We start from the raw sequence: 11943 nt of genomic DNA, 5'->3' as shown, positions 1-11943 counted from the left end.
GCTTTCCGGCACGGCATGTCGACTGGAACACCATGAAGCTGCGCGACCTCTTGGGTCAGGATGTCAAGGGCAATGATGCCGCGATCGAGCCCGCCGCTGCGGCGCTCGAGGTGAGCGGCGTTGCGCTCGACAGCCGCGTGGTCCAGCCGGGCAATCTCTTCTTCGCGCTCGCAGGCAGCAAGACCGACGGCGCCCGCTTCGTCGATGCCGCGATTGCGGCGGGCGCGGTGGCCGTCGTCGGCGACCACGCACCGGCCGCCTGCAAGGTGCCGTTCATCACGAGCGCCAATCCGCGCCGCGCGTTGGCGTTGGCCGCAGCGAGGTTTTTCCCGGCACAGCCCCCGACGATTGCTGCGGTGACCGGAACCAGCGGCAAGACCTCGGTCGCCGCGTTCACGCGCCAGATCTGGGAGCGGCTTGGGCACGCCTCCGCCAGCATCGGCACCATCGGTCTGGTATCGCAGAAGCGCACGGTCTATGGCTCGCTGACCACGCCGGATCCGGTCGCGCTGCACCGGCAGCTCGACGAGATCGCGCGCGAGGGCGTCACGCATCTCGCCTTCGAGGCGTCTTCGCACGGGCTCGACCAATATCGCCTCGACGGCGTGCGCGTCTCGGCCGGCGGCTTCACCAATCTCTCGCGCGACCACATGGATTACCATCCGACCGTTGCGCATTATCTCGCGGCCAAGCTCCGCCTGTTCCGCGAGTTGGTCCCGCCTGATGGCGCTGCGGTGATCTCGGCCGATCATGATTGCTCGGCGGAGGCGATCGATGCGGCAACATCGCGCGGCCTGCGCGTCATGGCGGTCGGCCGCAACGGCGATGGCGCCGGCGAGGGCATTCGCCTCACGGAGGCCGTAGTCGAAGGCTTCTCGCAAAAGCTTACGGTCGAACATCGCGGCAGGGCTTACGCGATCCGGCTGCCGCTGGTCGGCGAATTCCAGATCGAGAATGCGCTGGTGTCGGCCGGCCTCGCCATCGGCACGGGCAGCGATGCTGAAAACGTGTTTGCGAGCCTCGAACATCTCGAAGGCGCCAAGGGCCGGCTCGAGCGCGTCGGCGAGCGCAATGGCGCGCCGATCTTCGTCGATTATGCGCACAAGCCCGATGCGCTCGCGAAGGCGCTGCAGGCGCTGCGGCCTTATGCGAAGCGCAAGCTGGTCGTCGTATTCGGCGCCGGCGGCGACCGCGATGCCGGCAAGCGTCCGATCATGGGCGAGATCGCGGCGGCGAACGCCGACGCCGTCATCGTCACCGACGACAATCCGCGCAGCGAGAAGCCGGAAGCGATCCGCGCCGCGATTCTCGCCGCCGCCATGGGCGCCCGCGAGATCGGCGACCGCGCCGAGGCGATCCGCGCCGCGATCGAGGACTTGCAGGAGGGCGATGCGCTGCTCATCGCCGGCAAGGGCCACGAGACCGGGCAGATCGTCGGCGGCGAGGTGCTGCCTTTCAGTGATCACGAGGCGGTCGCCGCCGCATTAGAGTCGAGGGTTGCATGAGCGGGCCATTATGGACGGTTGCCGAGGTCGCGCGCGCGCTGGGCGTGGCCGGATCGTTCCCGGAGACGGCAATCGATCTCGTCACCCAGGACAGCCGGCTGGTGAAGCCGGGCAGCCTGTTCGTTGCGCTGAGCGGCACGCCGAGCGGCGGCTTCATCTCGGCTTTCGCCAGCGCGCGCGACGGCTGGGAGTTCGCCGACAAGGCGGAAGCCGCAGGCGCAGTGGCGATGATCGTGCCGCACGAGATCGCGGGCATCCGCATCCCCCAGATCGTGGTCAAGGACACGCTGATCGACGGCCTCTGGGGCCTCGCGCGCGCCGCACGCGCGCGCTTCAGCGGCCCGGTGATCGGGCTCACCGGCAGCGCCGGCAAGACCAGCACCAAGGAATTTCTCGCCGCCTATCCGAACGCCTATGCCAGCCCCTCGAGCTTCAACAATTTCTGGGGCGTGCCGCTGACGCTGTGCAATGCCAGGCGGGACGCCAGCCTCTGGGTCGTTGAGATGGGCATGAACCAGCAAGGCGAGATCGCCCGTCTCAGCGAGCTCACGCAGCCAACCGTCGCGCTCGTCGTCAACGTCCAGCCGGTGCATCTGGAAAAGCTCGGCTCGCTCGAAGCCATCCGGCGCGAGAAGGTATCGATCGCGCTCGGACTGCCCGAGAACGGCGTGCTGGTGCTGCCCGCCGGAATCAAGGCTTCCGAGTGGAAGGGCAAGGTCGTGCGCTTCGGCGGCGAGCATGCCGAGGTGCACGAGGTCGCGCACGCGCCGCACGGCGAGAGCTGGCAGGTCGTGGCCGCGATCGGCAGGAAGGAGATCGCCTTCAGCCTCACCCCCGGCGCGCCGCACCGGGTGCACAATGCGCTGGCCGCGCTCGCCGCCGTGCATGCCGCGCATCTCGACGTCGCGACGCTCGCGGTCAAGCTCGACCGCGTCGGCATCATGACCGGCCGCGGCGTCGAGCAGGCGGTCGGCGACATCACCGTGATCGACGACAGCTTCAACGGCAATCCGGCCAGCGTGGCCGCGGCGCTGCAGAGCCTGCAGGCGCGCAACATGAGCGGCGGCCGCCGCATCGCGATTCTCGGCGACATGCTCGAGCTCGGCGAGGATGCGCCGAGCTATCACACCGGCCTCGCCGGCCATCTCGACGGCATCGACGGCGTCTATTGCGTCGGGCCGCTGATGCGCCACCTGTTCGACACGCTACCACCAGGCAAGGCGCTTGGCTGGCACGACGATCCCGCCACGCTGAAGCCGGCCGAGGTCGCAAACCTGCTGAAGGCAGGCGACGTCGTGGTTGTCAAGGGCAGCAAGAAGATGTTCTGGGTCAACAAGTTTGTGCCGGGGCTGGTGGCCGCCTTGCAGGCAAAGGCGTAAACTGCTTGGAAGGCGCCGTTCCCGAATCCCACACTTTGCGGCGGAAGCCGCCCGTTTCCCGAAACGCGCGGCCCATGACGAAGACCAGCGAATGCGCGTGAAGCACCTGGACGTGCAAAGGCGCCATAGGACCGTCTGAATGTTTTACTGGCTGATCGAGCTTTCCAACACATTTCCGGGCTTCGGTGCCTTTCGCACCTTCCTGAACGTCTTCCGCTACATCACCTTCCGCACCGGTGGCGCCATCGTGACCGGCGCGCTGTTCGTGTTCCTGTTCGGCCCCTGGATCATCGATCATTTGCGCATCCGTCAGGGCAAGGGCCAGCCGATCCGCACCGACGGTCCGCAATCGCATCTTTCCAAGAAGGGCACGCCCACCATGGGCGGGCTGATGATCCTGTCCGGGCTCACGGTCGGCACCGTGCTGTGGGCCAATCCGCTCAACCCCTATGTCTGGATCGTGCTGGCGGTGACGCTCGGCTTCGGCTTCGTCGGCTTCTATGACGATTACCTCAAGGTGACCAAGCAGACCACGACCGGGTTCGGCGGCAAGCTGCGCCTCCTGATCGAAGCCGTGATTGCGCTGGTCGCCTGCTATGCGCTGGTGCGGCTCAACCGCGATCCCGCCTCCACCGCGCTGACGATTCCCTTCCTGAAGGATACCGTGCTGCATTTTGGCTGGTTCTTCGTCGTCTTCGGCGCCTTCGTCATCGTCGGCGCCGGCAATGCGGTGAACCTCACCGACGGCCTCGACGGCCTCGCCATCGTGCCGGTGATGATCGCCACCGCGAGCTTCGCGATGATCGCCTATCTCACCGGCAACTTGGTGTTCGCCGACTACCTCCAGATCAAATATGTCGCAGGCACCGGCGAGCTCGCGGTGCTCTGCGGCGCGTTGCTCGGCGCCGGCCTCGGCTTCCTCTGGTTCAACGCGCCGCCGGCCTCGATCTTCATGGGCGACACCGGCTCGCTCGCGCTCGGCGGCATGCTCGGCGCGATCGCGGTCGCGGTGAAGCACGAGATCGTGCTCGCGGTGATCGGCGGATTGTTCGTGCTCGAGGCGGTTTCGGTCATCGTGCAGGTCGTGTCCTTCAAGCTCACGGGCAAGCGCGTGTTCGCGATGGCGCCGATCCACCATCACTTCGAGCAGAAGGGCTGGACCGAGCCGCAGATCGTGATCCGATTCTGGATCATCTCGGTGATGCTGGCGCTCGCCGGCCTCTCGACGCTGAAGCTGCGGTGACCGATCGATGATCCCCGTCACGTCCTTCGCCGGCAAGACGGTCGCGGTGTTCGGCCTCGGCGGCTCGGGGCTCACCTCCTGCCATGCGTTGAAGGCCGGCGGCGCCGACGTGATAGCCGCCGACGACAATGCCGAGAACGTCGCCAAGGCCGCGCAGGCCGGCTTCATCACCGCGGACTTGCGCAACGTCTCCTGGGCGAAGTTCGCCGCGTTGGTGCTCGCGCCCGGCGTGCCGCTCACCCATCCGGTGCCGCACTGGAGCGTCTTGAAGGCGCGCGAGGCAGGGGTGGAGGTGATCGGCGACATCGAGCTGTTCTGCCGTGAGCGGCGCCGCCATGCGCCGGACGCGCCGTTCGTCGCCATCACCGGCACCAACGGCAAGTCGACCACGACGGCGCTGATTGCGCATCTGACCAAGGTCGCCGGCTACGACACCCAGATGGGCGGCAATATCGGCACCGCGATCCTGTCGCTGGAGCCGCCGCGCATGGGCCGCGTCCACGTCATCGAGATGTCGTCCTACCAGATCGACCTTACGCCCTCGCTCGATCCCTCCGTCGGCATCCTGCTCAACGTCAGTGAGGACCATATCGATCGCCACGGCACGATCGAGCATTACGCCGCGGTGAAGGAGCGCCTCGTGGCCGGCGTGCAAGGCGGCGGCACCTCGATCGTCGGCGTCGATGACGGCTATTGCCGCGATATTGCCGACCGGCTCGACCGCGCCGGCAAGAACGTCGTGCGCATCTCGGTCAAGAATCCGCTCGCGTCGGGCATTTACGTCGAGCACGGCACCATCGTGCGCGCCGCGGGCGGCGCCCGCAGCGAGGTCGCCGCGCTCGGTGGCATCGGCTCGCTGCGCGGCCAGCACAACGCGCAAAACGCGGCCTGCGCGGCTGCTGCCGCGCTCGCGATGGGCATCAGCCAGGACGTGCTGCAGAACGGCCTGCGCAGCTTTCCGGGGCTGGCGCATCGCATGGAGCAGGTCGGGCGCCGCGGCAACGTGTTGTTCGTCAACGATTCCAAGGGCACCAACGCGGACGCCACCGCCCATGCGCTGTCGTCCTTCGCCGACATCTTCTGGATTGCCGGCGGCAAGCCGAAGGCCGGCGGCATTACGAGCCTGACCGGGTTCTTCCCGCGCATCCGCAAAGCCTATCTGATCGGCGAAGCCGCGCAGGAGTTTTCGGGCACGCTGGGCACACAGGTCGGGCACGAGATCAGCCAGACCCTGGACGTTGCGGTCGAACACGCGGCCCGCGATGCGGAAGCCTCTGGCCTCACCGATGCCGTCGTGCTGCTGTCGCCCGCCTGCGCCTCCTTCGACCAGTACCGCAACTTCGAGATCCGCGGCACCAAGTTCCGCGAGCTGGTGCAAGCGCTGCCGGGTGTGGAGCCGGTGGTGTGAGGACACCGACACCAACGATTGAATGACATAATGACTCTGGTAGGCGCCTGGCTTGTAGACGAGACCGATGAACTGGCGCTAGCCCGCCTGGGAAATGTCCTGCTCGAGTTCGATGAGAGCGGTGGGCTGCGCTACACAATTCGTGAGCACGACAAGCGACAAATCATCAATCTTCGATATCGGGTGGAGGGCTCGACGATTGTCACCGACCAGCCCTCAGCTCCACAAGTTGAACGAACCCAGTTCTCATTCGCCGAGGATGGCGTTCTCACTCTGGCGTTTGGCGGCATACCCTATCGATTCGTCAGGGCTCCCGGTTCGTAGCCCGGCACCAACGCTTCGCTCAAAAGTTACCCGTCCCTTTAACCTCCCGGTAACCAACCTCGGCGACCAATGAACGGACCTCTGTCCGAAAGCGGCCGCCCATGCTCTCCCGTGAAGAACGCACCCCCTTTTCCGAGTGGTGGTGGACCGTCGACAAGCCGCTGATGGGCGCCATCCTGGGGCTGATGCTGACCGGGGTGATCCTGTCGCTGGCGGCGAGCCCGCCGGTTGCGACCCGCATCGGGCTCGATGCCTTCCATTTCTTCAGCCGCCACGTGCTGTTCCTGGTGCCGTCCTGCATCGTGCTGCTCGGGGTGTCCTTCCTGTCGCCGCGCGCGATCCGCCGCTCGGCGCTGATCATCTTCGCCGCGAGCATCGTCCTGATCGTGCTCACGCTCGCCTTCGGCCCGGAGGTGAAGGGCTCGCGCCGCTGGATCACGCTGCTCGGCGTCAACATCCAGGCCTCCGAGATCGCAAAGCCGTCCTTCGTCGTGATCGCGGCCTGGCTGTTCGCGGAATCGACGAGGCGCCCGGAGATGCCGGCGACCTCGATGGCGGTGGTGCTGCTGCTGATGCTGGTCGCGCTATTGGTGATGGAGCCGGATTTCGGCCAGACCATGCTGGTCCTGATGGTGTGGGGCTCGCTGTTCTTCATCGCGGGCATGCGGATGATCTGGGTGTTCGGCCTCGCAGGTCTCGGCGCGGCCGGCCTGTTCAGCGCCTATCTGTTCGTTCCGCACGTCGCGGGGCGCATCAAGCGCTTCATGAACCCGGCCTCCGGCGACACCTTCCAGGTCGATACCGCCATGGAGGCTTTCTACAACGGCGGCTGGTTCGGGCTCGGACCGGGCGAGGGCATCGCCAAGCGCAGCCTGCCGGACAGCCACACCGACTTCGTCTTCGCGGTCGCGGGCGAAGAGTTCGGCATCATCCTGTGCCTTGCGATGCTGGCGCTGTTCGCCTTCGTCGTCATGCGCACGCTGTCGCGCGCCTATGCCAACGAGGACATGTTCTCGCGCTTTGCGGCCTCCGGGCTCGCGATCCTGTTCGGCGTGCAGGCGGCGATCAACATGTCGGTGAACCTGCAGCTCATCCCCGCCAAGGGCATGACGCTGCCCTTCATCTCCTATGGCGGCTCCTCGATGGTCTCGCTCGCCTATGGCATAGGCATGATGCTGGCGCTGACGCGGCTGCGCCCGCGCACCGAGGTCGAGGCGAGCGGCCACGCCGAGGCGATGCGCAGTTACGCGTGAGCCGTCATTTGCGAGGAGCGAAGCGACGAAGCAATCCAGGCTGTCTCCGCGGAGGTGGTCTGGATTACTTCGCTTCGCTCGCAATGACGAGAAAGACCCTGTAAAACTCCCTCATTATGGACACGTCCCCCCTGATTCTTCTCGCCGCGGGCGGCACCGGCGGCCATCTGTTCCCGGCCGAGGCGCTCGGCGTCGAATTGATCCGGCGCGGCTATCGCGTCCGCCTCGTCACCGACGAGCGCGCGCTGCGCTATAGCGGGCTATTCAGCAAGGACATGATCGACGTCGTCAGAAGCGAGACCGCGCGCGGCCGCAATCCGCTTCAGCTGGCCTATGCCGGCCTCACGCTTGCCGCCGGCACGCTGTCCGCCTACGCGCTGATCAAGCGGCTGAAGCCCGTCGCCGTCGTCGGCTTCGGGGGCTATCCGACGCTGCCGCCGCTGGTCGCGGCGAAATTCGCCGGCGTGCCCGGCATCATCCACGACGCCAACGCCGTGCTCGGCCGCGCCAACCGGTTCCTGTCGAGCCGCGTGCGCGCCATCGCGACGTCCTTGCCCGGTGTGCTCGATCGCGATCCTGCGCTGGCAGGCAAGACGACGACCGTCGGCACGCCGATGCGTCCGGCGATCCTCGCGGCCGCCGCGGTGAAGTATGCCGCGCCCGAGCCGAACGGTCCGCTGCGTCTGCTCGTCGTCGGCGGCAGCCAGGGCGCGCGCATCATGGCCGACATCGTGCCTAGCGCGATCGAGCGGCTCGAGCCTGCGCTGTGGAGCCGTCTCGTCCTCACCCAGCAGGTGCGCGAAGAGGACATGAGCCGCGTGCGCGCCGTCTACGACAAGCTCAAGATCAAGGCCGAGCTCGCGCCGTTCTTCACGGATCTGCCGGCGCGGCTTGCCTCCAATCATCTCGTGGTATCGCGCTCCGGTGCGGGGACCGTGGCCGAGCTCGCCGCGATCGGTCGCCCCTCCATCCTGGTGCCGTTGCCGGGCTCGATCGACCAGGACCAGTTCGCCAATGCCGGCGTGCTGGCCAAGGTCGACGGCGCGATCCGCATCCCGCAGACCGAGTTCAGCTCCGACCGGCTGGCATCCGAAATTTCCGGCTTCGCCGCCGAGCCGGCACGGCTTGCCGCCATGGCGGCGGCGGCGAAGGGGGCGGGGCGGCTCGATGCGGCCGAGCGGCTGGCGGATCTCGTGGTGAAGACCGCGGGAATCTGACGCCTGTTCCGGCCCGAATGGCCAAAAAGCCACTTGTCATGCCCCGCGAAAGCGGGGCATCCAGTATCCGACGCAGTTGATTTGAATCTCTGGCGTCGCGGAGTACTGGATCATCCGCCTTCGCGGACGATGACCCCAAGGAAACCATATGAGACTGCCGCGCGAGATCGGACCCATCCACTTCGTCGGGATCGGCGGGATCGGCATGAGTGGCATCGCCGAGGTGCTGGCCAATCTCGGCTATGCCGTGCAGGGCTCGGACGCCGCCGACAATTACAATCTCGACCGTCTGCGCAAGAAGGGCGCGAAAGTCTCGGTCGGCCACAAGGCCGAGAATATCGACGGCGCCGAGGTCGTGGTCGTGTCTTCCGCGATCAAGCGCGACAATCCGGAACTGATGGCGGCGCGCGAGAGGCGCATTCCCGTGGTGCGCCGCGCCGAGATGCTGGCCGAGCTGATGCGGTTGAAGAGCTGCGTCGCCATCGCCGGCACCCACGGCAAGACCACCACGACGACGATGGTCGCCACGCTGCTCGACGCCGGCGGGCTCGATCCGACCGTGATCAACGGCGGCATCATCAACGCCTACGGCTCCAACGCGCGGCTTGGCGCAGGCGACTGGATGGTGGTCGAGGCCGACGAGAGCGACGGCACGTTCCTGAAGCTGCCGACCGATGTCGCGATCGTCACCAATGTCGACCCCGAGCATCTCGATCACTTCAAGACCTTCGAGGCGGTGCAGGACGCGTTTCGTCACTTCGTCGAGAACCTGCCGTTCTACGGCTTTGCCGTGATGTGCATCGATCATCCCGTCGTGCAGAGCCTCGTCGGCAAGATCGAGGACCGCCGCATCATCACTTATGGCGAGAATCCGCAGGCCGATGCGCGGCTGGTCGATCTCACCGCCGGCGGCGGCGGCTCGAAGTTCAAGGTCGTGATCCGCGACCGCAAGAACGGCACCACGCACGAGATCGCCGATCTCGCGCTGCCGATGCCGGGCCGGCACAATGCCTCGAATGCGACGGCGGCGATCGCGGTCGCGCACGAGTTCGGCGTGTCGGACGAGGCGATCCGCAAGGCGCTGGCCGGCTTCGGCGGCGTCAAGCGCCGCTTCACCAAGACCGGGGAGTGGAACGGCGTCACCGTGATCGATGATTACGGCCATCACCCCGTGGAGATCGCAGCCGTGCTGAAGGCCGCGCGCGATTCTTACACCGGCAAGGTGATCGCGGTGGTGCAGCCGCATCGCTACACCCGCCTGCAATCGCTGTTCGAGGAGTTCTGCACCTGCTTCAACGATGCCGATGCGGTCGTCGTCGCCGACGTCTATGCTGCCGGCGAGGCGCCGATCGAAGGCATCGACCGCGATCATTTCGTCGCCGGCCTGCGCGCCCACGGCCATCGCGAGGTGATCCCGCTGCCCAATGCCGGCGAACTAGCCAAAATCGTTCATGGCATCGCCAAGAGCGGCGATCTCGTTGTGTGTCTCGGCGCCGGCAACATCACGCAATGGGCGTATGCGCTGCCGGACCAGTTGAAGGCGCTGGGGTAGCGCGGTGGGATTTCCCGACATCACCCCTTCACTCAAAGCCGCGATGCCCGAGCTTCGCGGGCGGCTGTTGGCGAACCAGTCGCTGGCCGAGCTCACCTGGTTTCGCGTCGGCGGTCCCGCGCAGGTGCTGTTCACGCCGGCGGACGAGGACGATCTCGCTTACTTCCTGGCGCATCTCGCCTCCGCCATTCCCGTCTACGTCATCGGGGTCGGCTCCAATCTGATCGTGCGCGACGGCGGCATTGCCGGCGTCGTCATTCGTCTCGCGCCGCGCGCCTTCGGCGAGGCGACTGCGAGCGGCGACATCGTCACGGCCGGCACGGCTGCGCTCGACAAGCGCGTGGCCGAAGTTGCGGCCTCCGCCAATATCAGTGGGCTCGAATTCTATTTCGGCATTCCCGGCACGATCGGTGGTGCGTTGCGCATGAATGCCGGCGCCAATGGCGACGAGACCAAGGACGTGCTGATCGAGGCGAGGGGCATCGGGCGCGACGGCACCAAGCACGTCTTCTCCAACGCCGAGATGAAGTTCGTCTACCGCTCCAGCGGCGTCGATCCCTCCATCATCTTCACCTCCGCGCGCTTTCGCGGCGAGATCAGGGACGCGGAGGCGATCCGCGCGCGCATGGCGGAGGTGCAGAGCCATCGCGAGACCGCGCAGCCGATCCGCGAGAAAACCGGCGGCTCGACCTTCAAGAATCCGCCCGGCCATTCCGCCTGGAAGCTGATCGACGCCGCCGGCTGCCGCGGCCTGCGCGTCGGCGGCGCGCAGGTCTCGGAGATGCATTGCAACTTCCTGATCAACACGGGCGAGGCCACCGCGCACGACATCGAGACGCTGGGCGAGACGGTACGTGCACGCGTGAAGGCGAATTCCGGAATCGAGCTACACTGGGAAATCAAGCGGATCGGGGTTTCATGATCACCGTCATTCCGGGGCTCGCGAAGCGAGAGCCCGGAATCCATAGGGCGGCGGAGTTCGTGGATGAATGGATTCTCAGGTGCGCAATTGCGCACCGTAGTTCGCGACTACGTCGCGCCCCGGAATGACGGAACGAGAGAGACTATGAACATGCGCATCACCATCCTCTTCGGCGGCTCCAACCGCGAGCGTCTCGTCTCGGTTGCCACAGCCCAGGCGCTGCATCAGGCGCTGCCCGAGGCTGACCTCTGGTGGTGGGACGTCGAGGACAAGGTGCACGTCGTGCAGTCGAAGCAGCTGCTCGAGCATGCCCGCCCGTTCGAGGACGAATTCAAGCCGGGCACGCGCGGCGTCCCGCTCGCGCAGGCGCTCGACCGGGCCAAGGCTGAGGATCGCGTGCTGGTGCTCGGCCTGCACGGCGGGCGGGCCGAGAACGGCGAATTGCAGGTGATGTGCGAGGCGCGCGGCGTGCCCTTCACCGGCTCGGGCTCGGCGTCGTCGCATCTGGCCTTCGACAAGATCGCAGCCAAGCGCTTCGCCGCGCTCGGCGGCGTGACGCCGCCGGAAAATCTTGCGCTCGATGATATCGACGAGGCTTTCGCCGAGTATGAAAGGCTGATCGCAAAGCCCGCGCGCGACGGGTCGAGCTACGGCCTGATCTTCGTCAATGCCAAGCAGGACCTCGTCGCTGTCCGCAACGCAGCGAAGCATGAAGAGTACGTCATCGAACCCTACATCGTCGGCGTGGAGGCGACCTGCGGTGTGCTGGAGCGCACCGACGGCTCGATCATCTCGCTGCCGCCGATCGAGATCATTCCGGGCGAGGGCAATTTCGACTACGCGGCGAAATATCTTCTGAAATCGACCCAGGAGATCTGCCCCGGCCGCTTCGCACCCGAGATCACCGCCGCGCTTAAGGAGCAGGCGATGCTGGCCCATTGCGCAATGTCCTGCACCGGCTACTCCCGCTCTGACTTCATCGTCTCGGACAAGGGCCTCGTCTATCTCGAAACCAACACGCTGCCCGGGCTGACCAAGTCCTCGCTCTACCCCAAGGCGCTGAAAGCCGAAGGCATCGAGTTCGTCGACTTCCTGCGCGGCCTGGTCGAGCTCGCCTGCCAGCGCGTGCGGAAATAGTCA

At 66.4% G+C, this 11943-nt stretch carries 10 protein-coding genes; all 10 read left to right on the top strand.

Translation table 11 applies throughout. The annotated features are described in order from the left end of the window. The first annotated feature begins 32 nt into the window (after window positions 1–32). The 10 genes from I6F28_RS01145 (at window position 33) to I6F28_RS01100 (ending at window position 11940) form a co-directional block, all read left to right on the top strand. On the top strand, window positions 33–1505 hold the full coding sequence (locus I6F28_RS01145) for a UDP-N-acetylmuramoyl-L-alanyl-D-glutamate--2,6-diaminopimelate ligase (RefSeq protein WP_225139086.1): 1473 nt from the start codon (window positions 33–35) through the stop codon (window positions 1503–1505). Beyond that, window positions 1502–2884 carry a UDP-N-acetylmuramoyl-tripeptide--D-alanyl-D-alanine ligase gene (locus I6F28_RS01140; RefSeq protein ID WP_225139085.1) on the top strand — a complete coding sequence of 461 codons (1383 nt, stop codon included), beginning with the start codon at window positions 1502–1504 and terminating at the stop codon, window positions 2882–2884. Before I6F28_RS01145 ends, I6F28_RS01140 begins: the two co-directional genes overlap by 4 nt. 139 nt (window positions 2885–3023) lie before the next feature. Next, the gene (mraY, locus tag I6F28_RS01135) at window positions 3024–4127 is read left to right on the top strand and encodes a phospho-N-acetylmuramoyl-pentapeptide-transferase (protein ID WP_036003524.1); all 1104 of its coding nucleotides are present in this window, start codon (window positions 3024–3026) and stop codon (window positions 4125–4127) included. Between the two features lie 7 nt (window positions 4128–4134). Continuing rightward, complete coding sequence (murD, locus tag I6F28_RS01130; protein ID WP_057026926.1) at window positions 4135–5535, top strand: UDP-N-acetylmuramoyl-L-alanine--D-glutamate ligase; 1401 nt, start codon at window positions 4135–4137, stop codon at window positions 5533–5535. Window positions 5536–5565: 30 nt separating this feature from the next. Beyond that, window positions 5566–5859 (top strand): hypothetical protein, encoded by a 294-nt coding sequence (locus tag I6F28_RS01125; RefSeq protein ID WP_036003531.1) that lies wholly within the window; start codon window positions 5566–5568, stop codon window positions 5857–5859. A gap of 101 nt (window positions 5860–5960) precedes the next feature. After that, window positions 5961–7112, top strand: coding sequence for a putative lipid II flippase FtsW (gene ftsW, locus I6F28_RS01120; protein WP_036003534.1), 1152 nt, complete (start codon window positions 5961–5963; stop codon window positions 7110–7112). 116 nt (window positions 7113–7228) lie between these two features. Beyond that, window positions 7229–8329 (top strand): undecaprenyldiphospho-muramoylpentapeptide beta-N-acetylglucosaminyltransferase, encoded by a 1101-nt coding sequence (gene murG, locus I6F28_RS01115; RefSeq protein WP_074447533.1) that lies wholly within the window; start codon window positions 7229–7231, stop codon window positions 8327–8329. A 148-nt stretch (window positions 8330–8477) separates the two neighbouring features. Then, window positions 8478–9881: a UDP-N-acetylmuramate--L-alanine ligase gene (gene murC, locus I6F28_RS01110; protein ID WP_036003548.1), complete on the top strand. Its 1404-nt coding sequence runs from the start codon at window positions 8478–8480 to the stop codon at window positions 9879–9881. Window positions 9882–9885: 4 nt separating this feature from the next. Next, window positions 9886–10803, top strand: a complete 918-nt coding sequence (gene murB / locus I6F28_RS01105; protein ID WP_225112586.1) for a UDP-N-acetylmuramate dehydrogenase — start codon at window positions 9886–9888, stop codon at window positions 10801–10803. A gap of 150 nt (window positions 10804–10953) precedes the next feature. Beyond that, window positions 10954–11940: a D-alanine--D-alanine ligase family protein gene (locus I6F28_RS01100; protein ID WP_225139449.1), complete on the top strand. Its 987-nt coding sequence runs from the start codon at window positions 10954–10956 to the stop codon at window positions 11938–11940. Window positions 11941–11943 lie beyond the last annotated feature (3 nt).

The sequence above is a fragment of the Bradyrhizobium sp. NBAIM14 genome (assembly GCF_020193895.1).
Lineage (GTDB): Bacteria > Pseudomonadota > Alphaproteobacteria > Rhizobiales > Xanthobacteraceae > Bradyrhizobium > Bradyrhizobium yuanmingense.
The sequence above is the reverse complement of the archived record's forward strand: the minus strand, read 5'-3'. Positions and strand labels throughout refer to the sequence as shown.

What these genes read in the sequence shown, in the direction of transcription:
- I6F28_RS01145 (WP_225139086.1), top strand. Translation starts at nt 33, where the DNA reads ATGAAGCTGCGCGACCTCTTGGGTCAGGATGTCAAGGGCAATGATGCC.
- I6F28_RS01140 (WP_225139085.1), top strand. Translation starts at nt 1,502, where the DNA reads ATGAGCGGGCCATTATGGACGGTTGCCGAGGTCGCGCGCGCGCTGGGC.
- mraY (WP_036003524.1), top strand. Translation starts at nt 3,024, where the DNA reads ATGTTTTACTGGCTGATCGAGCTTTCCAACACATTTCCGGGCTTCGGT.
- murD (WP_057026926.1), top strand. Translation starts at nt 4,135, where the DNA reads ATGATCCCCGTCACGTCCTTCGCCGGCAAGACGGTCGCGGTGTTCGGC.
- I6F28_RS01125 (WP_036003531.1), top strand. Translation starts at nt 5,566, where the DNA reads ATGACTCTGGTAGGCGCCTGGCTTGTAGACGAGACCGATGAACTGGCG.
- ftsW (WP_036003534.1), top strand. Translation starts at nt 5,961, where the DNA reads ATGCTCTCCCGTGAAGAACGCACCCCCTTTTCCGAGTGGTGGTGGACC.
- murG (WP_074447533.1), top strand. Translation starts at nt 7,229, where the DNA reads ATGGACACGTCCCCCCTGATTCTTCTCGCCGCGGGCGGCACCGGCGGC.
- murC (WP_036003548.1), top strand. Translation starts at nt 8,478, where the DNA reads ATGAGACTGCCGCGCGAGATCGGACCCATCCACTTCGTCGGGATCGGC.
- I6F28_RS01100 (WP_225139449.1), top strand. Translation starts at nt 10,954, where the DNA reads ATGCGCATCACCATCCTCTTCGGCGGCTCCAACCGCGAGCGTCTCGTC.